The organism is Paraburkholderia sp. BL23I1N1 (genome assembly GCF_003610295.1).
Lineage (GTDB): Bacteria > Pseudomonadota > Gammaproteobacteria > Burkholderiales > Burkholderiaceae > Paraburkholderia.
This window is the reverse complement of sequence record NZ_RAPV01000001.1, coordinates 3,637,928-3,663,004: the sequence shown is the minus strand read 5'-3', so window position 1 is coordinate 3,663,004 and position 25,077 is coordinate 3,637,928. Positions and strand designations below refer to the sequence as shown.

Annotated in this window: 22 protein-coding genes; 8 read left to right on the top strand and 14 right to left on the bottom strand. The window is 59.4% G+C overall.

Annotated features, from left to right (window positions below):
- Positions 1-133: 133 nt before the first annotated feature.
- Both B0G76_RS17030 and B0G76_RS17025 read left to right on the top strand, forming a co-directional pair.
- Entirely contained in the window at positions 134-556 is a 423-nt protein-coding gene (locus B0G76_RS17030) for a fimbrial protein (protein WP_120293638.1), read from the top strand.
- Between the two features lie 319 nt (positions 557-875).
- Entirely contained in the window at positions 876-2,477 is a 1,602-nt protein-coding gene (locus tag B0G76_RS17025) for a peptide chain release factor 3 (RefSeq protein ID WP_120293637.1), read from the top strand.
- A gap of 703 nt (positions 2,478-3,180) precedes the next feature.
- Here B0G76_RS17025 and B0G76_RS17020 read toward each other — a convergent pair.
- The 3 genes from B0G76_RS17020 to B0G76_RS17010 form a co-directional block, all read right to left on the bottom strand.
- Positions 3,181-3,609 (bottom strand): RidA family protein, encoded by a 429-nt coding sequence (locus B0G76_RS17020; RefSeq protein WP_120293636.1) that lies wholly within the window; start codon positions 3,607-3,609, stop codon positions 3,181-3,183.
- A 195-nt stretch (positions 3,610-3,804) separates the two neighbouring features.
- Entirely contained in the window at positions 3,805-4,551 is a 747-nt protein-coding gene (locus B0G76_RS17015) for an SDR family oxidoreductase (protein ID WP_120293635.1), read from the bottom strand.
- 161 nt (positions 4,552-4,712) lie between these two features.
- Positions 4,713-4,988: a hypothetical protein gene (locus B0G76_RS17010; RefSeq protein ID WP_220700760.1), complete on the bottom strand. Its 276-nt coding sequence runs from the start codon at positions 4,986-4,988 to the stop codon at positions 4,713-4,715.
- Between the two features lie 70 nt (positions 4,989-5,058).
- Between B0G76_RS17010 and B0G76_RS17005 the strand changes: the two genes are divergently transcribed.
- Entirely contained in the window at positions 5,059-6,381 is a 1,323-nt protein-coding gene (locus B0G76_RS17005) for an IS1182 family transposase (protein ID WP_120289662.1), read from the top strand.
- Between the two features lie 104 nt (positions 6,382-6,485).
- Here the strand turns inward: B0G76_RS17005 and B0G76_RS17000 are convergent, their stop codons facing one another.
- Entirely contained in the window at positions 6,486-7,217 is a 732-nt protein-coding gene (locus B0G76_RS17000) for an SDR family NAD(P)-dependent oxidoreductase (protein WP_220700759.1), read from the bottom strand.
- A gap of 123 nt (positions 7,218-7,340) precedes the next feature.
- Between B0G76_RS17000 and B0G76_RS16995 the strand changes: the two genes are divergently transcribed.
- Positions 7,341-7,955: a TetR/AcrR family transcriptional regulator gene (locus B0G76_RS16995; protein WP_120293634.1), complete on the top strand. Its 615-nt coding sequence runs from the start codon at positions 7,341-7,343 to the stop codon at positions 7,953-7,955.
- An 873-nt stretch (positions 7,956-8,828) separates the two neighbouring features.
- On the opposite strand, the gene B0G76_RS16990 is transcribed toward B0G76_RS16995, so the two are convergent.
- From B0G76_RS16990 to B0G76_RS16980, 3 genes are all read right to left on the bottom strand, one after another.
- Positions 8,829-10,157, bottom strand: a complete 1,329-nt coding sequence (locus B0G76_RS16990) for an FAD-binding oxidoreductase (RefSeq protein ID WP_120293633.1) — start codon at positions 10,155-10,157, stop codon at positions 8,829-8,831.
- Positions 10,158-10,622: 465 nt separating this feature from the next.
- On the bottom strand, positions 10,623-12,734 hold the full coding sequence (locus tag B0G76_RS16985; RefSeq protein WP_120296463.1) for an acetate--CoA ligase family protein: 2,112 nt from the start codon (positions 12,732-12,734) through the stop codon (positions 10,623-10,625).
- A 17-nt stretch (positions 12,735-12,751) separates the two neighbouring features.
- Entirely contained in the window at positions 12,752-13,534 is a 783-nt protein-coding gene (locus tag B0G76_RS16980) for an enoyl-CoA hydratase/isomerase family protein (protein WP_120293632.1), read from the bottom strand.
- A 231-nt stretch (positions 13,535-13,765) separates the two neighbouring features.
- Between B0G76_RS16980 and B0G76_RS16975 the strand changes: the two genes are divergently transcribed.
- The gene (locus B0G76_RS16975; protein ID WP_409076719.1) at positions 13,766-15,103 is read left to right on the top strand and encodes an MFS transporter; all 1,338 of its coding nucleotides are present in this window, start codon (positions 13,766-13,768) and stop codon (positions 15,101-15,103) included.
- Positions 15,104-15,121: 18 nt separating this feature from the next.
- On the opposite strand, the gene B0G76_RS16970 is transcribed toward B0G76_RS16975, so the two are convergent.
- On the bottom strand, positions 15,122-15,913 hold the full coding sequence (locus tag B0G76_RS16970) for an IclR family transcriptional regulator (RefSeq protein WP_120293631.1): 792 nt from the start codon (positions 15,911-15,913) through the stop codon (positions 15,122-15,124).
- A gap of 64 nt (positions 15,914-15,977) precedes the next feature.
- Here B0G76_RS16970 and B0G76_RS16965 point away from each other — a divergent pair, with 64 nt between their 5' ends.
- Positions 15,978-16,778, top strand: coding sequence for a substrate-binding domain-containing protein (locus B0G76_RS16965; RefSeq protein WP_120296459.1), 801 nt, complete (start codon positions 15,978-15,980; stop codon positions 16,776-16,778).
- Positions 16,779-17,317: 539 nt separating this feature from the next.
- Here the strand turns inward: B0G76_RS16965 and B0G76_RS16960 are convergent.
- The 5 genes from B0G76_RS16960 to B0G76_RS16935 form a co-directional block, all read right to left on the bottom strand.
- The gene (locus tag B0G76_RS16960) at positions 17,318-18,277 is read right to left on the bottom strand and encodes a restriction endonuclease (protein ID WP_183082073.1); all 960 of its coding nucleotides are present in this window, start codon (positions 18,275-18,277) and stop codon (positions 17,318-17,320) included.
- 541 nt (positions 18,278-18,818) lie between these two features.
- Positions 18,819-19,394, bottom strand: coding sequence for a helix-turn-helix domain-containing protein (locus B0G76_RS16950; protein WP_120293628.1), 576 nt, complete (start codon positions 19,392-19,394; stop codon positions 18,819-18,821).
- A gap of 239 nt (positions 19,395-19,633) precedes the next feature.
- On the bottom strand, positions 19,634-20,263 hold the full coding sequence (locus tag B0G76_RS16945) for an NAD(P)-dependent oxidoreductase (protein ID WP_120296457.1): 630 nt from the start codon (positions 20,261-20,263) through the stop codon (positions 19,634-19,636).
- 140 nt (positions 20,264-20,403) lie between these two features.
- On the bottom strand, positions 20,404-21,276 hold the full coding sequence (locus B0G76_RS16940; protein ID WP_120293627.1) for an NmrA family NAD(P)-binding protein: 873 nt from the start codon (positions 21,274-21,276) through the stop codon (positions 20,404-20,406).
- Positions 21,277-21,320: 44 nt separating this feature from the next.
- On the bottom strand, positions 21,321-21,716 hold the full coding sequence (locus tag B0G76_RS16935; protein WP_259460607.1) for a DoxX family protein: 396 nt from the start codon (positions 21,714-21,716) through the stop codon (positions 21,321-21,323).
- Between the two features lie 116 nt (positions 21,717-21,832).
- Between B0G76_RS16935 and B0G76_RS16930 the strand changes: the two genes are divergently transcribed.
- Positions 21,833-22,738, top strand: a complete 906-nt coding sequence (locus B0G76_RS16930; protein ID WP_120293625.1) for a LysR family transcriptional regulator — start codon at positions 21,833-21,835, stop codon at positions 22,736-22,738.
- Positions 22,739-22,950: 212 nt separating this feature from the next.
- Here B0G76_RS16930 and B0G76_RS16925 read toward each other — a convergent pair whose 3' ends face one another.
- Positions 22,951-23,745, bottom strand: a complete 795-nt coding sequence (locus B0G76_RS16925; protein ID WP_120293624.1) for an SDR family NAD(P)-dependent oxidoreductase — start codon at positions 23,743-23,745, stop codon at positions 22,951-22,953.
- A gap of 104 nt (positions 23,746-23,849) precedes the next feature.
- On the opposite strand from B0G76_RS16925, the gene B0G76_RS16920 reads away from it, so the two are divergent.
- A complete protein-coding gene (locus B0G76_RS16920) occupies positions 23,850-24,740 on the top strand; it encodes a LysR family transcriptional regulator (protein WP_120293623.1) in 891 nt (296 codons plus the stop codon).
- Positions 24,741-25,077: the final 337 nt, after the last annotated feature.

Below are 25,077 nucleotides of genomic sequence, written 5' to 3'. Positions count from 1 at the left end.
CCGGGCAAGCTCTCGATTAATACATCTGGGGGGGCGTCCGTGGGGTGGCGGCTATGCTTTATATAGGCACTGGCGGCCAAAGCCTGTTCAACGTTACAGTGCCTGACGATGCGTCGACCGTCGTTTCTTCCGCGTGCACGGTAACAACGCCGTCGACCCTGATCGATTTGCACACTGTGGCACTCGATCATTTACTGGTGTTGGTTCTACTGCACTTGAAACAGCGTTCTCTGTCAGACTCAATTGTGCCGTTCCCGGTAGCCAGATTTACATAACCCTGACCGATAACGCTAACCCTGCCAACACATCAAATACGCTTTCTCTGAAATCGGATTCGACTGCAAGTGGCCTCGGCTTTCAGGTGTTAAACAAAGGGATACCCGTTAGCTTCGGGCCGGACTCATCGGTGGCGGGGAATACGAACCAATGGCAAGTGGGCGTGGCGAGCACCGGTTCCATCAATATCCCGCTCTCGGTGAGGTACATCCAGACGCCCGCACAGGTCCGGCCGGGCACCGTGGACGCCGTTCCCACCTTCACGATGTCATATCAGTAGAGCGCGGGAGGCGCCAGCGCGCCTCCCGCAAGCACCTCGGCAGTCTCCTGCGCGAAGGCGCCGCATCGGTCCCCAAACCCCGTTTCCATACGCTCGTGCCCATGACGTGTATCATTCGCACCTTGCGCTGTTCTGCGCTGGCGATTCCCGCATTGTCGAACGCTCGTTCGTGACCTGTTTCCAACGCGGTCGAGTTGCCTTGTGACGCGGGTCTCCGACCCAGCTCCCGCAGCTCGACGCCGCCGCGCCTGACGTGGCAGACCAGAAGCCACAAGCTTCTGGACACCGCCCGAACCCCTATCCGTGACCGCCAGACCCGATGTCAGTCTCCGAACTCAAACGCCGCCGCACGTTCGCGGTTATTTCCCACCCGGACGCGGGCAAGACCACGCTTACTGAAAAGCTGCTGCTGTTCTCGGGCGCGATCCAGATCGCCGGTACCGTGAAGGGCCGCAAGAGCAATCGCTACGCGACGTCCGACTGGATGGAGATCGAAAAGCAGCGCGGCATTTCGGTGGCCAGCTCGGTCATGCAGTTCGAGTACGGCGACGCCGTCATCAACCTGCTCGACACGCCGGGCCACGAAGACTTCTCCGAAGACACGTATCGCGTGCTGACCGCGGTCGACGCGGCAGTGATGGTGATCGACGGCGCGAACGGTGTCGAAGCGCAAACTTTGAAGCTGCTCGAAGTCTGCCGCAGCCGCAAGACGCCGATCGTCACCTTCATCAACAAGCTCGACCGCGAAGTGCGCGAGCCGCTCGAACTGCTCGACGAAATCGAACAGCACCTGGGCGTTGCTGCCGTGCCGTTCACGTGGCCGATCGGCATGGGTAAGGAATTTCAGGGTGTCTACGACATCCAGCGCGACCAGGTGCGCCTGTTCCGCGCCGGGCAGGATAAGGCGGGCGGCGAAGTCGAAACGCTGCAAGCGCTCGGCGACGAAGAAGGCGAACGCCGCTTCGGTCATAGCTGGGTCAAGGCGAAGGAAGAAATTGACCTGATCACCGGCGCGTCGCCCGATTTCGATCGCGAACAGTTCCTCGCGGGTCAGCAATCGCCGGTGCTGTTCGGCTCGGCGATCAACAACTTCGGCGTGAAGGAAATTCTCGACGCGCTGGTCGATCTGGCGCCGCCGCCGTCGATGCGTATGACCGTGCAGCGTCCGGTGCTGCCGGACGAGCCGAAGTTCACGGGTGTCGTGTTCAAGGTGCAGGCGAACATGGATCTGGCGCACCGCGACCGCGTGGCGTTCATCCGCGTGTGCTCGGGGCATTTCGAACGCGGCATGGCGGTGAAGGTGACGCGCACGAACAAGACGTTCCGCGCGAACAACGTGGTGACATTCCTGTCGCAGCGTCGTGAGACGGTGAGCGAGGCGTATCCGGGCGATATTATCGGTATTCCGAATCACGGCACGTTGAGTCTCGGCGATACGCTGACCGAAGGCGAACTGCTGCAGTTCGTTGGCCTGCCGTTCTTTGCGCCGGAAATTTTCCAGACCGTCGAAGTAGTCGATCCGATGCGCGCGAAGCAACTCGGCGAAGCGCTGAAGCAGCTCGGCGAGGAAGGTGCGATTCAGGTGTTCCGTCCGGAAGTCGGCGGCTTGATGATTCTCGGCGCGGTCGGCCAGCTGCAGTTCGAAGTGGTTTCGCACCGCTTGTCGACGGAATACAAGGTCGACGTGCGGATGGCGCCGGCTCGTTACCGGATGTCGCGTTGGGTGACCTGCGACGAAGCCGCCGAATTGCGTCGATTCACCGATTCGTACGCGGCGCGGATCGCGCTCGATGCGTCGGATGCACCGACGTATCTGGCGTCGCACGTGTCTGAAATTGAAGTCGCGCAGAAGGCGTGGCCGAAGATCGTGTTCAACGAATTGCGCGAGCATTCGGGTGCGCCGTTCAAGAAGGCGATGTAAGCAGATATCTTGTGGTTTTTGAATAGAGTTCTCATTCTCAAATTAAAGTCTTCATTCTTGAAATAAAGTCTTCATGCGTCGGTTCGGCCCCGTTTGGTCGTCCGGAGGCAGCCGCCGTGAGGATAGCGTCAGAGACGCGATGGGGACCGTCAAGACAAAGCCTGCGGCCGCTGCAGGCGCGTCGGGGCGCATGTCGACAAAACGTGGAATCTGGCGAAGTCGGTGACGGTGGAAGTTACCAAGCACTTAGCAGTCTGCATTTGGTTCGTGACAATAAAGTTGAGAATCGAGCAATAAAGTTGCGAATCACGGCTTCGTGGTGGCCAATAAAGTTGAGAAGTAACAGGGATCCATCAGCAAGCGAAATAGTGTCTTTCCCGCCGGACATTTGGGGTAATCGGCCCGGTTTTTTCGCCCAGTATGGACAGGACCCTCAGTCCGTAGAGATCGAGTGCAAGTAACTCACGTCCCACCAAGTATTCAGAAGGCTCTCGAGCGATCGGGAGCCTGTTTTGTTTGGCTATCCGATTGCATGGGGCAGTGATCGGCCAACTTCCGACACTGGCCGGCGTACGCGCGCGGACACTCGAACGGCTGCTCCTCCCTCCCCAACGGACCTTCAAGCGTTGAGCCGAATGGCCCGACCGCGCTTGACGGGGCGCACTGTACTCACGGCGATGACGTTGATTCGCGCAACTGAAGTTCAAGGTACTCGGACGACCATCTCGACCTCAAGTTGATAGTCCGGCGTATACAGCGCCTGCACGCCGATCGTGGTGATGCTCGGCTTGCCGCCGCTGAACGTGTCCCGAAGTGCCGTGAGCGCCTGTTGGAAGCGACCGGTCGTCGCGTTCACAACATAGAGCCGGACCATCACGACGTCGTTTGCCGAGGCGCCCAATTCGGTCAGCGCCTTCTTGAGGTTAGCGGCGACGATGTATGCTTGTGAGGTGAGATCCGGCGGCATGTGCTCCCCATCGGGGGCGCCTGCGACCTGGCCTGACAGGAATGCCAAGCGGCCGGGGTCTGCCACGCTGATCTGCGCGAACCCTCCCGCAGACATGTCCCATAGAAAGGAAGGGTTATGATGGGTTACCGGTGCCGCAACGGCTTTCTGTGGTTCTGATGACATCTTTCTCTCCTGTAAGGGATGTGCCGCGACACCGGACGCGGCTGGTAGTACACGCCGGTCCGGTTCAGTCCAAATAGCTCGCACTGCCGCTTCGCAGGCAGCTTCCCACTTCGCTCGATCATCGCTTGCCGCTCGGACCAGGGAATCGCCCGAGCGCGCGATCTAAAAGATCAGGGCCGTACCCGCGTAACGTCTTCAGAGTTGCGACCAACCGCCATCGACTGGAAGTTCCATGCCTGTCGTGAAGGTCGCATCGAACCCGAGGTAGAGGACCGCCTTCGCAATTTCCTCCGACGTGCCGAAGCGCTTCATCGGAGTCATGCCGATCGTCTTCTCCCTAACCTGGGCGACCACGGCTTTATCGGGAAACACTTTGTTGAGGATCGGCGTGTCGATGGGGCCGGGCGTCACCGCGTTGACGCGAATTTCGCGAGGAAGCAGCTCGACGGCGAGCGTCCGAGCGAGTGATCGCAGTGCAGCCTTGGCGGCTCCGTAGGTGGCTTGGCCCGGCAGTCCCTTGACGTTGGCGACGGAGGTCGTGAGGACGACGGAGCCTCCCCGATTGATCAGCGACGCGAACTTCTGGACCGCGAAAAAGGGGCCCTTGGCGTTCAGGTTGAACATCTCGTCATAGATGGCTTCGGTCACGCTCCCGAGAGGCGTTGGAATGCTGAACCCGGCGTTGACGAAAAGCAGGTCGATGGTGTCGAACTCGGTCTTCACCTGAGCGGCGAGGGCGTCGATGTCGGTTAGCGACCGCGCGTCGCTCGAAACCACGATCGCGCCGTCCCCAAGCTCTTGCTGCGCCGACTCCAAGCCCTCCTGCGAGCGGCCGGTCACCAGAACGCGCGCGCCCCCGTCGAGGAGCATCTTCGCTGTCGCGAGCCCCATGCCACTCGTGCCGCCGATAATCACCACCTTTTTATCTTGGTACCGGTTCATATGTGTTCTCCTTGAGAGGGTTAGGGTTACTTTGCCGATACTTCGCTACTTTGCACTACTGTTCATTTCAAAATACCGTATGGCCCGTGGGCGATCATGTAACTACGCAATCTCCCGCTGATTCTGGCAACTGCGACCATTTCGCCGCGACCGGCGCGCCTTCAGGACACCGCGCGTAAGGATTCCGCGTACGACCAGTTGACGCCAGAGACGTTGACGACGGCCTGCCACGCGGCTTCTTGATTAGCGCCATCGAGGAGGTGTGGGTGTAGCTGCGCCTCAATTGGGCCTGAGAACTTCCCTTGAGCGGAGGCGAAGAATTGCCCTGAGATCTCGGTTCCGAACTTCGAGGCCTGGATATACCGGCCCGCTGCCGTCTCCGGCGTCTGATTCATGCCGGGAATGAGGTTCGCGATCGGGATAAACAGATACTTCACGGCCAGGCTAGGAGCGTGCGCGGCAGAAGTCTGATGTCATCCGGTCGGGCAGGGTAAACGTTGTTAGCAGATGACAACAAGCTATCTCCCCTACGAGCCGCAGCAGCAGATGTTGCTGCCCCACGCGCTGCAAGACTGGCTGCCCGAAGGGCACCTTGCCTACTACATCAGCGACACGGTGGACTCACTCGACCTCTCCGCTTTCCATGCGCGGTATGCCGGCGGTGGTCAGCGCAACCAGCCCTTTCATCCGGCGATGATGGTGAAGGTGCTCGTGTACGGCTATGCGACCGGCGTGTTCTCGTCGCGCAAGCTGGCCAGGAAGCTGCATGAGGATGTCGCGTTCCGGGTCCTGGCGGCGGGCAACTATCCGGCGCACCGGACGCTGTGCGACTTCCGCGCCTTTCACCTCAAAGAACTGTCGGACCTGTTTGTGCAGGTGGTGAAACTGGCCAGGGAGTGCGGACTGATCAGGCTCGGGACGATTGCCGTTGACGGCACGAAGATCAAGGCCAATGCCTCGCGCCACAAGGCGATGAGCTACGACCGGATGAAGAAAGCCGAGCTTGAACTGAAAGAACAGATCGATGCGCTGCTGGCAAAAGCGAAAGTGGCCGATGACGCTGAGAAGAACGAGCCTGAACTCGATATTCCGGCCGAGATCACGCGGCGCGAGGACCGGCTTGCGGTCATCCGTGCTGCGCGTGCGCGTCTGGAAGAGCGCCAGCGCCAGGCCGATATCGCGCGTGGTCGTAGCGACGACGACACGCCGCCGGACGGCGGCGACAAGCCGAAAAAGAAGTCGCGCTTCAAGTACAGGTTCGGCGAGCCCAAGCCCGACGCCCAGGAGAATTTTACTGACCCGGAAAGCCGGATCATGAAGCACGCCGGCGGCGGCTTCGACTATTCCTACAATGCCCAGGCTGCCGTCGACGACACGGCCCACATCATCGTCGCGGCCGAACTGGGTAACAGTGCCGCCGACAGCGGCCAGTTGCCAGGCGTTCTTGCTGCCGTGCTGCGTGACGCTGGCGCCAATCCCAGGCAAGTCCTTGCCGACGCGGGCTACCGGTCGGAAGCGACGTTCGAGCAATTGCGCGAGCATCCCGCCGAGCTGATTGTGGCGCCCGGACGCGAGGGCAAGAAAGATGTGAGGGTCGATGCCCTGAAGCGCCCGCTGTGCGCCGCGATGGCAGAAAAGTTTACTTCTGCGCAAACTCAGGCGGCCTATCGAAAGCGCAAATGGCTGTCCGAACCGCCGAATGCCTGGGTAAAAAGCGTTCTCGGATTTCGACAATTCAGCATGCGCGGACTGGCCAAGGCTCAGGCCGAGTGGAAGCTCGTCTGCGTGGCGCTGAACCTGCGCAGAATGTCGAAAATGAAACTTGCGTAAGCCCGGAAGGGGGCAAGTTTGCCTGATTTCGCCCCCGGGCAAACCATTTTTGCGCGCACTGGCGGGCAAAACTGCAATCGCAGTTGACGCCGCCCGATCTGGCGTCAACTCCGGAGGCTCAAATTCTGTCTGCCGCGCGGACTCCTAGCTTGTCGCGAAACGTTGGTCGCAGTCGCCGCACCGGGCGAGACAGCGTACACGGCCATGCCAGAGGGTAGCCGCCGCGCCAGCGCTGCGACCCACCAGGCGACGAAGAGCTTCGCGTCGGCATACGCATTGTTGGGCACATACTTCACGTTCGGCCCGTTGCGAATCAGGGCTTCCATAGCAGCGGTCAGGTCGCCCTGGTGGTATTTGGCAGCGAGTGCGTCCACGTCGGTGTACTTGAACATGGGTACGCCCCCTCGGGCAGGCTCCGCGCTGGTGATGACAATCCGCGCGTTGGGGCTCAGCAGGTTGGCGCGGAGCAACCCGACCGTCAATTGATGATGACCGATGAGCGGGGCCTGAGAAGCCTCGACGCCCTCCGCAGTGATCACGCGCGCCTTGCCAGGAACCATCCCTGCATTGAGCAGTAGGAAATCGATCGGCCGACCTCGCTTGACGAGTTCGGCGAGCGCGGACAGGACGCTGGCCGGCGTGTCCAACTCCAGCTCCAGCGGCGTGAAGACCTGTCTTTTAGTTTCCGCCGCGAGGCTAGCGGCCGTTTCCTGGGCCCGAGCCAGGCTACGGCCAGTGACGATGATCTCGCGCCAGCCCTCTCCGGCAAGTGTGCGGGCAGCCGCATAACCGAGCCCGGAGGTGGCACCGGTGACGAGCACGATCGAATGTTCCATGGGCGTCTCAGTGGTAAAGGGAAAGGGGGAAGGTCGAGTCGTGAGGCCACGGACGACTTGCTAATTTCGAACTATTCAGTTATATATTGATGCGATGACGAGTGTCAAGGAGTTTTGAACCAAATGATTCAAAATGCTGCTAGGCCGAGGGGCCGACCACGCAGCTTCGACGAGACAGGGGCGCTGGAAAAGGCGACTCAGGTGTTCTGGTCGAAAGGCTACGACGGAGTGACGATTGACGATCTCGTCGCCGGGATGGGTGTGGGACGGCCGAGCCTGTATGCCGTCTTTGGGGACAAGCGGGCGATATTCTTGCGGGTCCTTAAGGCGTACGCGGAACGGAAAGGCGCATCAGCCGCGAAGGCACTCCTCTCACCACTGAGTCTTCGCGACTCGATCACGGGCTTTCTGAGGTACGCCGTCGAAAGTGCGACCGAGAAAGGGTCCGCCCGGGGCTGCCTTCTGATTTGCGTCGCGCCGCTTGTGGACGACCCTGAGGTCCGGCAGTTCCTGCAAAACGCGGCCGCTGGTGGCACCGCGCTGGTGGAAGGTCGTTTCCGGGACGCTATCATCGCGGGAGAAATCCCATCTGACTTTCCCGTCGCCGCGCGCGCAACCCAAGTCACGGATTTAGCGCGTGGGCTAACCATGCGTGCGCAGCTAGGAGTGCCGCGCAAGATGCTCCTCAAAGATGCCGAGGAAGCGGCCGACTTGGTGCTCCTGCCGCGACGCGTCTGACGGGTTATTGGACAAAAATTAATTGAGAAATGACCACGACAACTGACATGTGCGGCGGATCCGGGCGTTTCGTCGTCTGATGAACAAAGTGGCGACGTGGTCAATCGACTCCAAGCGCGCCGATGGGAACGCAACAGTTTTTTTCACTTACTGCGGCAGTGCGGGACGGATATTTCATTTTCCTTGGCACGTGCTGGTTGCTCGACGCCACTCTTGCTGAAAAAATCGCCGCAACTTCAACGACGTATTTTTCATTATTGGTGGCACCCGACAGGTACAGTTCTCTTTCGCGGCGAAACGGAATTCGTGAGACTGGTGCGCTTTTCGCCAGACAGGAAATCGAAAATTGAAAGACCGACCGCCTTGATCGGGCGCAACCACCCACGATAGTCGACGTCCGTTGTACAACCGGAAGCTACCGTTCAGGAGGCAAGGTTGTGAGCGTCTCAGAAGGGTCGCGTGTCGCCGATCGCAGGCTCGCGAGTTTCAGGCGGCGTATGCCGACCGCATCGGACAGCCATCGGCCACGACCCGCCGTTGAGCGAGCGGGGAAACATGCCGTTCGAACGGCAGCATTACTCCGGAACCTGACGGACGAGCTAAGCGCGCAATTCGGCCTTAGCCGTCATTCGAGTATCGACGTCGGTCAGGTCGCTATGGGTTGTTTTCCTGACATTCGAAGGTCAGCATTCGCGAATGCCCGGCCTCCCCGCTAGCGAATGCGTACTTGCGACCCTTCTCAGTCATACGAGGTCAATCAAGATCTCCTGCCACGTTCAGCATTGCGACTGTCATTAATCAATACAGCTGAACCGTACTGGAGGTTCAATCTCCCGAAGTGGGTTGCCGCGATAGGCCGCTCGCGGCCTCGACTCACATCATTTCGGGGCTGCTCAGTTTCGTTCCGTCGGAAAAGCGGGCCAGTCTGTAGGGTTCAATGTCGAACTGCGGCGCCTCGTCCATTACCAGGCGGCTCACGAGCATGCCTGCACCTGGCCCTAGTCCAAAGCCATGTCCGCTGAAGCCGGATGCGATCACAAGACCGGGTTTCGCATTAACCTCCGAGATGACGGGAACGAGGTCCGGCGTCGTGTCGATCGCGCCCGCCCATGCATGAGCGATCCGCAAGCCCGCCAGCTCGGGAAACACGCTGGCCACGTTTTGTAGGGCACGTTCGAGCCATTCGGTATCAGGCCGGGGATCCAGCACCCGCGTTTCTTCGAACGGCGAGACGTCATCGTCGCGCCAGGTTGCGCTTGCCTCCGGTCCGTGGAAGAAGCTGGCGCCGACGCGAATCTTCAGTTTTTTCTTCAGCTTGCTGCGGAACATGGTGCGAAACTTCACCGAATGCCGCAGGTTTTGCGGCGCGAGTTCCACGCGTCCGTAGCCGGGAACAGCGATGGTGTAGCCGCCGTCCAACCGTCTCCTCAGCGCGAAGTTAGGCCCGGAGAAACAGCCTTCGATGACCCCCGGCGCCTCAGCGGTTCGCAACGCCGTTCCCATCACGTTGATGGCGGGCAGATCGATGCCGTGATGCTGGCAGAACAACGCGCTCCAGGCGCCTCCCGCGAGAACGACGGTGTCGGCTGCCAGCCGGCCGCGCTCCGTCCAGATGCCTGAGACACGCCCAGCACTCGTGTCGAGACTTCGTACCGCGCAGTTCTGATACACCATCGCGCCGAGACCTTGCGCGCCGCGAGCAATCGCAGGCGCGGCTTTCGACGGCTCGGCGCGGCCGTCCGTGCCAGACCACAGCCCTCCAGCCCACTTCGCGCGTCCGGACGGAATGCGCGCTGCCAGTTCGCGCGCACTGAGGATCTCGCTGTTAAAGCCGACTTCCCGGGCGCGGGCAAGCCACGATTCCCATTGCGCGATGTCCGATTGATGCTCCGTGCCGTACAGTATGCCCGCCTTACGAAACCCTATGTCCTCGCCCAGTTCTTCGCTTAGTTCGCTCCAGCGCTTGAGGCTTTGCATCGCGAGCGGCAGCTCATAGAGGTCGCGGTTCTGCTGACGTACCCAGCCCCAATTGCGCCCCGACTGCTCGCAGCCGATGGCGCCCTTTTCGAGCAGAGCCACCCGGACGCCGCGTCGTGCCAGTTCATACGCGGTGCTCACGCCAATAATGCCGCCGCCAACTACCGCGACATCGCATCGCTCGGGGAAACCTTCGCTATCCGTGACTTCGTCGATCCCTAACATTTCATAGCCGTTGGTTGCCGTTTCTTAGTACGTCACTGCAGTCGACACCGTCGGCAATGCGCACCTGAAGCGCGATTTCGCCATTCGCAGATAGTGGCTACGATTCTGGTATGTTCCACCGCTTCGCTGATAGGACGATCCTGTTGTATCCGAAAGGGATACAACGATGATCCACCAGGCGCTGAGGCAAATCTTGAATTGCTATCTTGCAGACTGTTGCCGAGACCAGGTTTCTGCCTAGCCACATTCTCACGCTCTTACTCCCTGGTTACCGGTGGGCTCGCACACCTACTTTTCAAATGCGAGCGAACCACACTTCGTCGAAATGAACGTAGCAAATGGTTCGCTCGCCGGGCCCTTCGATCGGCAATCGGGAGGTCGATGTGGGCGGGATTTGCCACCTCGCTTCCGGTACGCGCACGATAGGCGAGCGGGAATGTTTCGTCGAGGGTGACCAGAGCATCGTCACTCGTCGTGAGCCTCCGATGCGAGTACAGCAACGCCGTCAGCCGCCCGTACGCCTTGGCCCGCAGGCAGCACGAAGATCGGATTGATTTCTGCTTCGACAATACGCCCGCCAAGCTGCACCGCCATTCGCGCAAAGGCGACGATTGCGCTTACGAGGGCATCAATATCAGCGCGCGGCCGTCCACGATACCCGTCTAGCAGGGGCCACGTTTTCAGTTCGTGGATCATCGCGAGCGCGTCTGCGCGCGACAGCGGCACTTCGGTGGAGAGCAGGCGCATTGTCGTGTCCTTGAACAGTTCCGCTGTGACGCCGCCCATGCCGAGCAGCAATGCTATGCCTAACGGGTCTCGATGAAGGCCGAGAATCAGTTCCGTTCCACCGGCCACCATTTCCTGAACGAGAAACGTATTCGCGGATACGCCAGTCGCGGTTTCAACGTCGTCCCGCATACGGTTCAGGCGCGCCCCGATGCTGTCGGCTGTGACACCAACCGCGACGCCACCGACATCGCTCTTGTGGGTGATCGTGTTCGAAAGCAGTTTGAGCACGACTTTGTCGCCCAGCTCGCGAGCGGCGCTCGTGGCTTCATTCGCGTTCGTGACGACACGCTCGCGTACCGCCGTCACACCGAAGCGGGCAAAAAGCTCTTTCGCCTGCGCTTCGTTTAGTGATCCGGCGGGTAGATCGCTCACGTTGACGTCTGCTTCGGAGTGTTGTTTGTCCAAACTCACGGCGCGTTGCATGTACTCGCCGTGCTGCCACATCGCCGCAAGTGCGCTAGTCACGCTTTCGGGCGATGGGAACGCCGGCACTGCCTGCTCGTTAAGCAACCGCGTGATCTCCGGCGCGTGAGGGCTCACAAATGCCATCACGGGTTTGTCACTCCCGGGCAGCGAATCGCGGATCGCGTTAGCCATCAGGTCAGGCATCGCGAGGCCTGACGATCCAACGATAACTACGACTGCGTCGTAAGCCGGACTGTCGAGTAGCGTGCCGATCGCACCGCGCAGCAGAGCCGGCTGCAGACCCGCGAGCGTCACGTCGATCGGATTGCGGTCGAGCACCGCATGATCGCCGGTCTGGAGCGCGCGCAGCTTTGCAGCAGTCGCTTCATCGGGAGGCGGGGTCTCAAAGTTCGCCATGCCGAGGCTGTCGGTGAGGAGCGTGCCGGCACCGCCGGTCGAGGTCAGAATCGCCACCCGTCGCCCGGAGAGCTTGCGACGCGTCGCGAGCGCATGAGGGATGTCGAGCAAATCGGAAAACGTCCGGGCGCGAATGACGCCGACCTGGCTGAAAAGCGCGTCATACATGCGGTCCGAACCGGCCAGCGCGCCCGTATGCGAGACCGCCGATCGTGCGCCTGATTCCGAGCGTCCGATCTTGAACACGACGACCGGCTTGCCCGCGGCGGTCGCCCTTAGCGCGGCGCGGCGAAACCGGTCCGGATGACGAAGCCCCTCCATGTAGAGCGCGATGACGGAAGTCGAACCATCGTCAACCAGATAATCGACGAAGTCCGCCATGTCGAGATCTGCTTCATTGCTCGTCGACACCAGCTTTGACAGGCCAATACCGCTTGCTGCCGCCCGCGACAACAGTGAGCCAAGAATCCCCCCGCTTTGTGACACCACGCCGATCCCGCCGACTGTAAAAGTGTCGGTCTCCAGCGCCCCGCTTGCCGACAACGTGATGCGATCGGTGAGGTTGACGAGCCCGATCGTATTCGGGCCGAGCAGGCGCATGGACCCTGCTGCCTCGATCAATTGCGCCTGCCGCTTCGCGCCTTCCTCGCCAGTTTCTGCATAGCCGCTCGCCAGCACGATTGCAGCGCTCGTGCCGCGGCTCGCCAGATCCCGCACTGCAACGTGGGCGCGCTCGGCGCCGAGCAGCACGATGCCGACATCCGGTGCGTGCGGCAACGACGCTACATCGGGATAGCAGGGCAGGCCATTGATTGAGTCGTAACGTGGATTGACAGGGTAGATGTCGCCGGCGAAGCCGTGCTTCCTGAGGTAAGCCACCGGTCGGCCTGAAGTCTTGGCTGTGTCCGCCGATGCGCCGATTACGGCGACGCTCGCCGGGCGCATCAGTTTTGAAATTGCATTCATGTCGATCTCCTTCGTGCTCACTTGGTTTTGTTCAGGAATGCGAGCACCGAGTCGCGATGTTCACTGCTTGTGTAGCAGACGGCCTGTGCCTGGCTACCTTGTGAAAACACCTGATGCGCGGACAGTTCGTAGCTCTGGTTGAGGATGCTCTTGCCAAGCGCGAGCGCGGTGGCCGAACCCTGGCTCAATTCGGCGGCCCAGGCGTGGGCGTCGGCGATGAGCGAATCCGGATCGCTCAGGCGATCCGCGATGCCGATTTCCAGCGCTTCCTTTGCATCTACCTTGCGCCCGCTGAAGATCAGTTCCTTCGCCCGCGCGAGGCCGACCCGTCGCGGCAAAAAATACATGCCGCCACCGTCCGGAATCAGCCCGCGTTTGATGTAGCTCCACGTGAAGCTCGCTTCCTGTGACGCGAGGATAAAGTCGCAGGAGAGCGCCATATCGGCACCGAGACCCGCCGCTGCGCCGTTGACGGCAGCGATGGTCGGTTTGGGCATCGAGTAGAGCAGATTGACCGTGTGATGCACGAGTTGCTGGCGGGACCAGCCATTGAACGCAATCTCCCCGGCGGGTGCTTCCATGCGCTGCGCCATACCGCTGATGTCGCCGCCAGCGCAGAACCCCTTGCCGTTGCCGGTCAACACTACGGCGCGCACCCCCCGGTCGCGCGAAACGGTGTCCAGTGCCTCGATCAGTTCGGCGCGCATTTCGTTGGTGATGGCGTTACGTTTTTCAGGACGATTCAGCGCGATCATGGCGACCTGCGAGTCGATAGTGACTTGAATGGTGGATGTGCTCATGCGTGTCTCGATGGTTGAATTGGAGTCGACTGACATGCAGCTTAGCCCCACCTGTCACCCAAGACAGCCCGCTAATTCCACTCTGTGGAACGGAGCGCGTTTCATCTGAGGGCCTGAGAAATTCCACTGGATGGAATTGGTGGATTGTCATCGAGCGTTCGGTGCCGATAATGAATTCCAACGCAGGACACTTGCCACGACGATCCTGCGGTCCAATACAAGCCCGGAGACATGATGCACGCAGCCCGTTCCAATCCAATCGACGTCAGCGCCGTCGCGCAACCGCAGACAGAGGCCATCTACCGGAAAGTCACCTGGCGGCTGCTGCCGTTCCTCTTCGTTTGCTACGTCTTCGCTTATCTGGATCGCGCCAATATCGGCTTCGCGCACCTGCAGTTCTCGCGTGACATTGGTCTTTCCGACGCCGCATTCGGTCTGGGCGTAGGACTCTTCTACGTGGGTTACATGCTCTTCGAGGTGCCGAGCAACCTGTGGCTTGCGCGAGTCGGCGTGAGAAAGACGCTCATGCGAATCATGGCGCTATGGGGCATCGTTTCGGCGGGCACCGCGTTCGTGCAGACGCCGACGCAGTTTTACGTCGCGCGCGTGTTGCTGGGCGCAGCGGAGGCAGGATTCTTCCCGGGCGTGATTCTCTACTTCACCTACTGGTTTCCCGCCGCGCGCCGCGCACGCGTCACGTCAATCTTCATGACGGCGATCTGCGTATCCGGCATCATCAGTGGGCCAGTGTCGGGATGGATACTCAATAGCATGTCGGGCTTACTCGGCTATAACGGCTGGCAATGGCTGTTCCTTCTAGAAGGATTTCCGTCAGTCATCGCCGGTGTCTTTGCCTATGTCTATCTGACGGACCGGCCGGAGCAGGCGACATGGCTCACGGACAACGAGAAGGCCCTCCTGCTGGAGGAGCTTAACCGCGACGCGCAAACGAAGGCCGCACGCGCTCAAGGTTCGATCTGGGTCGCATTGAAGGAGCCGAAGTTTTATTTCCTGACGTTTGCATATTTCAGCGTACCGTGGGCGAGCATCGTCGTGCATATCTGGGCTCCGAGCGTGATCCAGAAAAGCGGCGTGTCGAACTACTGGCACATTGGGCTTCTTTCTGCGATTCCTTATGTGGTCGGCGCAGTTGTGATGTATCTGCTTGGCCGGAACTCGGATCGTATGCTGGAGAGGCGGTGGCACTTCATGGTAAGCGCATTGATGGCCGCGCTGGGCGTCGTGCTTCTGCCGGCAGCGGCGAATCACGCAGCCATCCTGGTGGCACTGCTTTGCGTCGCGACGGCCGGTTATCTGGGCATGCTGTCGCTGTTCTGGACGATGCCACCCGCGTATCTGTCGAGCACGGTCGCAGCAAGCGGCATTGGCCTGATTAGCAGCATTGGCCAGCTTGGTGGGATTTCGGCGCCATCGGTGATCGGCTACGCATCGACGCACTTCGGCAGCAGCGCGATGGGTCTCTATGCGGTTGCGGTCGTCTCGATTCTCGGCGGCCTTGCCGTGGTGCTCGGCATTCCGGCCCGCGCGATCGGCGAGCGTCGGAAGTGAAAGATCCGCTTGCGGGCCTCAATTTTCGAGGCGCACGCATTCGGCTTTGATCTCGTCGCGCAGACGCAGCAGAGCCGGTGCCAGTTCGCTCACAACGCTGTCTTTTGACGCCGCCGTGCGGACGCTAAAGTTGAGGATCAACAACCGGTGTCCGGGAATGGCGAGCGGAGTCGCGAGTGCAATTACTTCAGGCTGCCAGCTTGCGACGCAATAGCCGTTTCGATGCACATCATCCACAGCCTCAGCGATTTCTCGCGCTAGACGCTCCCAGCCGCTCCGTCCGCGACGCTTGAACGCGCCCATCAGGTGGGCAAATTCGGCCTCCGGCTGCGTGGCGAGATACGCCCGGCCGAGCGAAGTCAGTTCCATCGGCACACGTTGTCCCGAGACGATCGTACGCAATGAGGCTCGCTGGTTATAACGAATGGACTCGAGGTAGACCATCTCTTGCCGGTCGGCGCCCGCAATTCCGACATTGATGCGCTTTGCTTGGGCAGTATCGCGGATTAGCGGTCCTGCAGCATTCAGTACTGTGGATCCGCTGCGCAACGCCTGCGCCAGACTGAGCACGGGTAGGCCCAGTCTGTACGCCCTGCGAGCCGCATCGTGCTCGAGATAACCCGCCTCGACGAGCGTTCTCGTAAGGCGGCTCACCGTTGCCTTCGGCAGGCCGGTGCGTTCCGCGAGTTCTCCATTGCCGAGAAGTGTCGCACCGGGGCCGAACGCGCGCAGCAGTTCGAGCCCGCGTTCGAGCGATCGATTCGATGGGGTAGCGTTCGATTGCGGTTGTTGATTCGTGTGGTTCGCCATAGAAAGTAGGTTTGCCGTGCTTAACGTGAAAAGAACCGTAGCTTTACTAAAAAAGGATTATCCGATGGTCACCATCAATGCAAAGCTCCGACGCGCGACCGCGTCTGCTGCACTCTGCACCGCGTCACTATTGTCAAATGCGGTGCAAGCCGCTGACGTTCATGTTCTGGCAACTGGAGCGCTCTCAGCAGCGTTTAGGGAGCTAGGACCAGGGTATGAACGGCAGACCGGGGATCACCTCATCATATCGTGGGGGCCTTCATACGGTACGTCCACTGACGCGTTGCCCATACGCATTAAGAATGGCGAAGCAATGGACGTCTGCTTCATGATCCGCCCTGCGCTAGACGAACAGATCAGACAGGGTAAGTTTCTCCCGGACACTCGCACAGATCTCGTTGCGTCCCGAATTGGTGTCGCGGTCCAGGTGGGTATGCCGACGCCAGATGTCAGTACTGTGGAAACACTACGTAGTGCACTGCTCGCAGCGAAATCAGTAGCTTTCTCGGAAGGAGCTAGCGGCACCTATATTACTGAGACGTTGTTCCCCAAGCTTGGCATCGCAGATCAAATGAAAGGCAGGAGTGTTCAGATTAAAGGCAAGGAACTGGTCGGAACGGCCATTGAGCGCGGCGACGCCGAACTTGGATTGCAACAGATCAGTGAACTTCGCGCCATTCAGGGGATCCAGTACGTCGGGCCGCTCCCGCAAGAAGTCCAGAAGGTGAGCGTCATTTCCGCCGCTTTATCAACAAACGCGCAGGAGCGCGAAGGCGCCGCAGCCCTCATTTCTTACCTGAGAACGCCGACAGCGTCGGCAGTATTCGAAAAGACGGGACTTGATCCAATCGAGCCCGGGAAATAAATCGCATTGGTCCTCCCGTCGTGGTGCCCCCGGAAGATGGGCCACCGAGACACTCATTTCTTTCGTCGGTAGCCCTGTCCGAGCGTGAATGGGGGCATGACCTTTGAGCAAGATTGGGTCGAGAGCACGCATCCGCTGAGATTAGACAGGACGTCGGCGGCCGTTAGGTTGTAAGCGTCCGGTCAGTAGCGCATAGCAGACGTGCAAGCCAGGATGTGCGAACGACGGCAATGGCCGAATTGCTGTCCCGGAGAAACCGGCTTGAATGGCCGGACCACTCTGATACCTGCCGTTGAACCCGCGACCGCGCGACCGGCTGCAGGGGGTCGCGTGCTGTCAATCGCTGCCCTGCGAGGTTCAAGGTGCGCATGCGGTTGGCATAAGGCAGTAGCCGGCCAGGAAGGGACGTTTGACGCTGTCCGTTGAGCGACACTCAATCGTCAGTTCGCCGCTCAAAGCAGACGCACCCCATTGCCTTGCGGTCGATTGCCATCTACTTTCTGCGACGCTTCGACATTTCAGGCGATCAAGAGCGCATATTAGTTTCCGCCATCGTATCCCCATCCACCTAAGAATGAAGGAATTGCACTCAGGCTTTGGATCCGCTCGTGGTTCTGGGCTGACGGTTCTCGTGCAACCATCGGGAATAGGTTTAGAAGCAGCTCTTTTGTCGCTTCAAACGCTTCTTTAGAATATTGCTCACTGCCTTGCAACTCGTTCAGCGTAGACATCACCCACCGTATGTATACGATGGGGATTACGAGATCGGGAATATCTTCCCATCCATCGATGAGCCCTGGTTTTCGATATTGCGCTTCGAGCCGATCGTCGCAACGACCCTTACAGCACCAGTAGACATACTCGTGCTTTGGTTTGAATGACGGATCATAGCTTTCGGAATAGGTTCTCCAACCTACGACGATACCGGCTGGATGTTCTCCGAGAAGCTCCTTGCCGCATGCCTTGCATTGCAGCGAGGGCTCGTCTGAAAATATCTTCGCAGCCTTTGGATGGTCCTTCTCCCACAACGAGGACGAGACAGGCATAAATCTGCGCGCGAGCAGAAGCCCTTCCCGGGATGCGAGCAACGCTGCTTCGATCTTTTCTCGATCAAAGACGATGGTTGGATATGTCTTTTCCAGTGCGCGTAACTTCGTGGCGAGGCCGCTACTGGGTACGGTTGAATAAAAACCTACAAAGCCGGCGCAGTCATGCGTTTCGATCCGGTCTCGGATGTCATTTTCCACGCTCTGGAGTACCGATACTCCAGAATTAGCGTTATGTTTGCAGCTCACCAGCCATCTAACTTTGGTTTCCCCGGCAATACCCGTTCGCGTTTCTTCGATAACGAGATCCCGTCCAGCATCGGGTCCTCGGTCGGGATCAGTCAAGATGGCGAACCCTTTCATCGTGAGGAATTCGCGCGCAAAAAGCTCAAATTGATCTCGATCCTTCCCTGTGGTCGGGGAGGCAATTTCCGTGAAGTCTAGGGCAGCCACCGTCATCGTCCTTTTGGCGTTTACTTTCGGTGAGCATACTATATTGGCCCATCGGTTCAGATCGAAGAATGCTGCGCACCGATCTGGAGATAGTAAGTCTTCACGACACGTGCGCTCGTCTAAAGTGTCGGGTTCAGATTGTGTTGCATCGACCGGTTGAATCCGCAATCGAAAGCAGCTATTCACCTCTTGGGTGTTCCACCGACCGCTTGGGGTCGCGTGCTGCCGATGGCGGCCTTGCGACGTTCAGGGCCGCGCATGCCAGGTGCATGAGACCGCACTCGGCCACTTACGGACATTCAACGCTGGCCCCTGGATTGTCGACGATCGTCGCTGCGCAACTTTGCTGGAAAACACGCAAGTTGCCTATTTGGACGCGGACCGCGAACGCACCTTGGTCATTATGAGCGCTGAGTGCAGCCTAGCGAACGGTGACTATTCTTCGATCGGGTTGCGCAGCGTTGCGATTCAAGGTCACGCAATCGTTGGCTCCCAGGTGATCGCACTAAATTGGTGGCTTGCGATTACTCTGTTTCAACATTTAAAGTAGGTTCGGCGTCCCGACCCAGATCGCAAGCGCCTCAGTGGATTGGTTATTCAACCATCCTTGGGGCAGCGTCGATTGGTAATGCGCACTGTCCCCTGTTTTGAGCACAAATGTCTTGCCCTCAAGAGTCAACGAAATTTCACCCGAAGTGACGTAAAGAAACTCTTCTTGCGCGCTGGTTGGCATATCGGCAGGTCCGCTCTGATAAGGCGGGAATCTCACAAGGACGGCCTCAAGCCGCCGGCCGCCAGACTTATGCGTAAGTCTGGCGAACGAGTTTGCGGTATCCGCGAACTCGAAGAAACTCACTTCCTCACCCCGACACACAAATTTCTGTTCGTTTGGAGCGTCAACAAAGTATTGCACGGCAACACCAAGCGCGTCGGCAATGCCTTTCAACGAGGCAATCGAGGGCATGGCCAATCCGCGCTCTATCTGTGACAGGAAGGGTTTCGAAATCCCTGCGGCCCTTGCCGTACAGTCAAGAGTGAGCTTTAGTCGCTGTCGCAGCGCGCGGATCTTGCCGCCGAATTGCGCGGATGGAATATTTTTTTTCATTTCGGTAAACATAAAAAAATGAGGTGGACTTCGAGGCCCATGGTTCCTTCTTGGCCTTCTCCAGTGTTTCCGGTTGGCGCCCGTGGCGATCACCGTGGCCCCTTCTGTCTGGAATCGTTTCGCGATCACCGCCCCCGTCCCGGTTGTGCCTCCCGAGATGAGCGCAATCTTGCCTTCCAATCTGTTCATTCGTGACCTCTTGTATGCCTGACTACGAGGTGGTTGAAGAACGTGATCCACGAGACCCGTCCTCACCATAGGAGTACAGGTGTCTGTTTCAACCACGTATCCTTCGCCAGTTGCTCCACCACGAACTGAGCGACATCCGCGCGTGCGACCTTGCCGCCGTTGACGTCGGCGAGGTCAACGATGGCCCTGACGCTTCCGCGAGCTGGGTCGTTGGTGAGCATCGCGGGCCGGATTAAGACCCAATCGAGTGAGCTGTTGCGAATCGCGGCTTCCTGGCGCCCCTTGTCTTTGTAGGCATGGCGAAGCAGCAAGGGCTGGAATAGCCGGTCGAACACGAAGCCGCCGTGGCCGCGGCTATCTCCTACCCCCAGGGCGGAGATGCAGACCAGACGGCGGACGCCGCTACGACTCATCGCCGGGAGCAACGCGCGTGTCGCTTCGGTCAGAACGCTGACTTCGCTGAAAGGGCTAACGCCCGTGCCCAGCGAGCTGACGACCGCATCGCAGCCTTCCAAGGCGCGCATCAGGGCGCCTTCGTCGCGGGCATCCCCCTCAATGAGGTCTGCGCCTGCGAAGTCGGGCGCGCGCGCCTTCGAGCGAACTAACGCGACTACGGAATGACCCTTCTCCAAGGCGTCGTGGACGATCAGCCGTCCGGTTCCGCCCGTTGCACCCAAAACAAGAACCTTCATCGTCGATCTCGATAGTTGTTGGTATGACCGCCGCATTTCATATGGAAATGGGCTCTTTGGGTTGCTCCGCCATAATCACGTAGGAGTACGAATACCCGGAGTAAATTTACAAAATCGTATCCCATCGCTGATCCGCTGACCTATTTTGCAGCGGATTTCAGGGCCGCCGCGAAGACATCGCGGGCAGACGTCGCGCCCGGGAGGTGCTCTGTACCCTCGACGCCGAGGTCCATCCAGCCCGAGTTGACGGCGTCATACATCGCTTCGGCCGGTCCCGTCTGGCCCTTCGGAACGCCGAGCTGCTCGAACGCTGCCGGCCACGCGGCTCGCGGCACAGCAAAAGCGTTGACGTCGACCTTCAGGACTTCACCCAATTGCGTCGCTACTTCATCCGCACTGACCATCGAACCGAGCTCGATGGCGCGATGCCCCGACCATGCCGGCCCGTTCAGAAGCGCTGCGACTTCGGCGCCGATGTCGTTGGTCGCGACCATGGTCGATTTCCGATCGGTCGGGTTGTAGTAGACGGGGAGCGTGCCATCTTGGGCAACATGCAAGCCGTAGAGGAAGTTTTCAAAAAATCCGCCGGCGCGCACATAAGCGATCGGCAATGTCAGGTCGCGAAATCCTTGCTCCAGAAGCGACAGCGCCGTGATCATCCCCAGCCCGCTGGTTCTGTTCGCCCCCATCGACGAAAGCGCAACCACTCGCGGCGGCGATGCCCTGGTGAGCGCCTCGACATAGTTTGCAATGACGCCCCTGGCTTCTTTGAAATCGGGCGAAGGCGCCCAGACAGCCGGCAACATGACGAACACGCCTTCGACGCTTTTGAGCGCGTGCTCGATGGCTGCCGGATCATTCCAATCGCCGTCTACCAGTTCCACACCCTGGTTCGCCCAGTGAGCCGCCTTCTCGCGATTGCGGACCAGCGCGCGTACTTTCTTGCCGTGCGCCAACAGATGTTCTGCCGTTGCGCCGCCTACTTTTCCCGTGATTCCCGTTACTAAAAACATATGCTTTCTCCGGATATTGAGGGCAGAGGGCTGCCCCAGTTGGCTTAACGAATCTGCGGCAGAATGGCTCGGATACGGGCGTTGCGCGCGTAGAGGCCACCCCATGTCAACGCGCCCAGAACCAGCGAAATGATTTCTGGCGGCGATCCCAACTCGCCAATGCGGACATGGGCGCAGATGGCACCTCCCAAATAGCCCGTCACCAGGATCGCGCCGAGGACGGCGGTAGCCGGGGTGGCGTAAAGGATGGCGCAGGCAAGGACGATCGGACCCACGACACGGGTAACGTCTATCGCAAACCCGGTTTCCTGCAACATGCTCGCGATCTGTGCTGGCACGAAAAGCTGAATAATCCCGTCTGCCACCAGAGCGATAACAACAAACGCGCTCATCACCCGGCCAGCCCACAGGGCGCGATGCAAGGTCATAGTTTCAGTCACTTGTTGCTCTCCGATCCGGTCTCAATTTCGAAGCGTATTGTGTTTTTCAGGTATGGTAAACGCCGAAAAAGTTAACTAACTGTTCTCTCTGCGGAGAACAATGCTGAGGCGCGAAAATGCAGAATCTCGAACCCCTCCTCATATTCGTAACGGTCGCGGAAATGGGGAGCTTCACTCGCGCGGCCGACAGCTTGGGCACCCAAAAGGGAAGGGTCTCAACAGCTGTCCGGAAGCTGGAAGAAGATGTCGGTGTCAGACTCCTGCACCGGACGACGCGCAGCGTGCAGTTGACAGAGGACGGACGTGCGTTCCATGCGCGCGCCCGCGATCTGCTTGCTGAAGTAGATGACCTGCATTCGATGTTCGCAGGCGAGCATGTGGCACTTCGCGGGCGTCTAAGGGTGGATCTTCCGTCCGAAGTGGCGCGCACCACGATCGTGCCGGCGTTGCCGGAGTTCATGGCGACTCACCCCGAGTTGGAGCTGGAGGTGTCGAGTACGGATCGGCAAGTCGATCTGGTTCAAGAGGGATTCGACTGTGTATTGCGGCTTGGACCGATACGGGACGAGACGCTGATTTCCCGCCCACTGGGCCTGCTGCGCATGGTCAACGCTGCCAGTCCCGCTTATCTGGCGCTCCACGGCGTCCCTCGATCGCTAGAGGATCTCCAGCGTCAGGAACATCGTGCAATTCATTTTTCGCCGATGCTCGGCTCAAGACCTTATGGATGGGAATATCCGAACGGCGACAGCTACGCGACGCTTCAGTTGCCGGGTACGCTACACGTCAACAACGCGCAGATCTACGAAGCCGCAGCGCTCGCCGGCGTCGGCCTCATTCAGGCGCCGCTCCTGGGGATTGGCCGATACTTGGAAAGTGGGGCGCTTGTGGAGGTTATTCCTGACTCTCGTCGACGAGCGCTCGCCGTGTCCCTCGTCGTAGCACATCGGAGCAATCTGTCGCGCCGAGTCCGCGCATTCATGAAATGGATTGAAGGCGTGCTGACGCCGTATCTGGAATGAGGGGGGATGGAGAACATCGATCCAGAGTGCCCTAATGCGTCACCATGGACCAACCGGTCGGCGCGATTAAGACAACTCTGGGCGGCCATTTTCGAGTGGAATACTCGTACAAATGCAGGCGCGTCCAACTTGGGCTGTCGTCTACTCCGGAAGGGAACCGATGGTTTGGTCCCCTCCCGAAGCCGCGTTGAACGAGTGAAAAAGCGTGCGCCTTATGCAATTGTCCGAACGACACCGCCGTCGACACGCAAGGAAGTACCTGTTGTCGCCGACGCCTGCTCCGAGCAGACATAGACAACCAGGTTGGCGACTTCTTCGGTCGTCGCGAAGCGCTTGAGGAGCGTGGTCGGGCGATTCGTTTTCAGGAACTGCTGCTCGGCTTCCTCACGCGTAATGCCTTGCGCATCTGCGTTCGCCTGCGCCCAACCACCCATGATCTCCGAATTCGTCGGCCCAGGGAGAACCGAATTAACGGTGACGCCGGTTCCGCCGACCACCTCGGCCAAGCCCCTCGCAATGGCGAGTTGAGCGGTCTTGGTCGTGGCGTAGTCAATCATGTCCTTGGGGATGGCAAGCGCGGACTCGCTGCTGATGAAGACGACGCGCCCCCAGCCGCGCTTCGTCATGTTCGGCACATAGTGGCGGGAGGCGCGAATGCCGCTCATGACGTTAAGTCCGAAGAGATCGATCCATTCGCTATCCTCAATTTCGAAGAAGGACTTCGGACGCCCAGTCCCCACATTGTTGACGAGAATGTCCGCATCCGGCGCCTGAGCGAATAACTCCGCCGCGCCTTCCGGGGTCGCAAGATCGGCGATGACGCCAGTAAACTCCGTCTTCGGCAAGAGTTCGCGAAGCTCCCGAAGCGCCCTGGAGACGCGCTTCTCTGTGCGGCCGTTGATCACGACCGCGGCGCCTGCGCGCCCCAGCCCTTCTGCAATGGCTCGGCCGATACCCGCCGTTGACCCGGTAACGACCGCCTTGCGGCCAGTGAGATCGATATTCATGGCACCAGTCCTTCAACGTGTGGAGAAAGCTGGATTGTGGGTGATGTCTGAATCAATGATAATGGCTTAATTTGTCATAATATTAATTCCATGGGGGAATTAGTATGGATCGATTCAACGAATTAAGCGCCTTCATAGCCGTGGTGGAAGCAGGCGGTTTTACCGCCGCCGCGCGTAGAACGGGTGATTCACAGTCGGCAATCAGTAAGGCTATTGGCGCGCTCGAGAAGCGCCTCGGCGTGGTGTTATTTAACCGAAATACGCGCAGCGTGACCCTGACGGATCAGGGGCAGAGATACTACGATCGGGCAAAACCGCTGCTTGACGAGATGGATGATGCCGACAGCGAACTGACCAGCAGCACGCATGATGTCTCAGGTCTGATCAGGATCGCTGCATCAGGTACATTCGGCCGTCTTCATGTCTTGCCGCTGATCCCCGAGCTGTTATCACTCAATCCTGGCCTTCAGGTCGATCTCATTCTCTCGGACTTCGTGCGAGATATGGTGGAGGACGGGATCGATCTGGCGATCCGGGTGGGGCCTGTCAATGATCCCGACGCGATCGCCAGACGCGTGGCCAGCACTCCCCTCGTATGCGTCGGATCCCGTCGCTACTTCGAGCAACACGGAATGCCAAAGACCCCCGCCGAGCTCGTTGATCACAATTGCCTTGTATATAGCGGCTTGACGGAGTCAACGCATTGGCCTTTTGTAGGACCAGAAGGTCGATTTATCGCGTCCGTGCGCGGAAATCTCACGTCCAACAGTATCGAAACGATCCGGGCTGGTGTTCTCGCCGGTGTGGGAATCGGCCTGTTCGCCAAGGTCTCTCTTGCCGATGATCTCCGGCATCCGGACGTCATCACCGTTCTCGACGAATTTATAGGCGACGCCAGAGACATAAGCCTCGTCTGGCCGAGACGCCGGTTTGTACCGGCGCGTGTGCGACGGGTCACCGATTTTTTCGCAGAGGCTATACCGCGACGTATTTAGTCGCCCAAACGTAGGAAAAATGGTCAGCGATGGCGGAGGGGGGCCTTCGGATCAGTCAAGCGGACTTTCTATTGACCGCGCGAGCCATGAAAGGTGCCGATACGGTCTTCTAGTCGCGACCAGTCCTTGTCCGAAGGGAACTCAGGCTGAACTTTCGGTGGCAACGGAACCGATCTGAGATCGTTGATGGACATGGATTCAACCTCGTGTCGATAGAGTCGATTGTCAGCGATCGCGGGGACGAAATCGAACGTCCCTTACTGGCCGATTGGGTGAGGTCGCGAGCGGCCGCTTAGCGGCACTCAAGCCTGCGGAATCTGGATTTGGCTGACTGACC

What these genes read in the sequence shown, in the direction of transcription:
- B0G76_RS17025 (WP_120293637.1), top strand. Translation starts at nt 876, where the DNA reads ATGTCAGTCTCCGAACTCAAACGCCGCCGCACGTTCGCGGTTATTTCC.
- B0G76_RS17020 (WP_120293636.1), bottom strand. Translation starts at nt 3,609, where the DNA reads ATGTCATCAGAACCACAGAAAGCCGTTGCGGCACCGGTAACCCATCAT.
- B0G76_RS17015 (WP_120293635.1), bottom strand. Translation starts at nt 4,551, where the DNA reads ATGAACCGGTACCAAGATAAAAAGGTGGTGATTATCGGCGGCACGAGT.
- B0G76_RS17005 (WP_120289662.1), top strand. Translation starts at nt 5,059, where the DNA reads ATGACAACAAGCTATCTCCCCTACGAGCCGCAGCAGCAGATGTTGCTG.
- B0G76_RS17000 (WP_220700759.1), bottom strand. Translation starts at nt 7,217, where the DNA reads ATGGAACATTCGATCGTGCTCGTCACCGGTGCCACCTCCGGGCTCGGT.
- B0G76_RS16995 (WP_120293634.1), top strand. Translation starts at nt 7,341, where the DNA reads ATGATTCAAAATGCTGCTAGGCCGAGGGGCCGACCACGCAGCTTCGAC.
- B0G76_RS16990 (WP_120293633.1), bottom strand. Translation starts at nt 10,157, where the DNA reads ATGTTAGGGATCGACGAAGTCACGGATAGCGAAGGTTTCCCCGAGCGA.
- B0G76_RS16985 (WP_120296463.1), bottom strand. Translation starts at nt 12,734, where the DNA reads ATGAATGCAATTTCAAAACTGATGCGCCCGGCGAGCGTCGCCGTAATC.
- B0G76_RS16980 (WP_120293632.1), bottom strand. Translation starts at nt 13,534, where the DNA reads ATGAGCACATCCACCATTCAAGTCACTATCGACTCGCAGGTCGCCATG.
- B0G76_RS16975 (WP_409076719.1), top strand. Translation starts at nt 13,766, where the DNA reads ATGATGCACGCAGCCCGTTCCAATCCAATCGACGTCAGCGCCGTCGCG.
- B0G76_RS16970 (WP_120293631.1), bottom strand. Translation starts at nt 15,913, where the DNA reads ATGGCGAACCACACGAATCAACAACCGCAATCGAACGCTACCCCATCG.
- B0G76_RS16965 (WP_120296459.1), top strand. Translation starts at nt 15,978, where the DNA reads ATGGTCACCATCAATGCAAAGCTCCGACGCGCGACCGCGTCTGCTGCA.
- B0G76_RS16950 (WP_120293628.1), bottom strand. Translation starts at nt 19,394, where the DNA reads ATGTTTACCGAAATGAAAAAAAATATTCCATCCGCGCAATTCGGCGGC.
- B0G76_RS16945 (WP_120296457.1), bottom strand. Translation starts at nt 20,263, where the DNA reads ATGAAGGTTCTTGTTTTGGGTGCAACGGGCGGAACCGGACGGCTGATC.
- B0G76_RS16940 (WP_120293627.1), bottom strand. Translation starts at nt 21,276, where the DNA reads ATGTTTTTAGTAACGGGAATCACGGGAAAAGTAGGCGGCGCAACGGCA.
- B0G76_RS16930 (WP_120293625.1), top strand. Translation starts at nt 21,833, where the DNA reads ATGCAGAATCTCGAACCCCTCCTCATATTCGTAACGGTCGCGGAAATG.
- B0G76_RS16925 (WP_120293624.1), bottom strand. Translation starts at nt 23,745, where the DNA reads ATGAATATCGATCTCACTGGCCGCAAGGCGGTCGTTACCGGGTCAACG.
- B0G76_RS16920 (WP_120293623.1), top strand. Translation starts at nt 23,850, where the DNA reads ATGGATCGATTCAACGAATTAAGCGCCTTCATAGCCGTGGTGGAAGCA.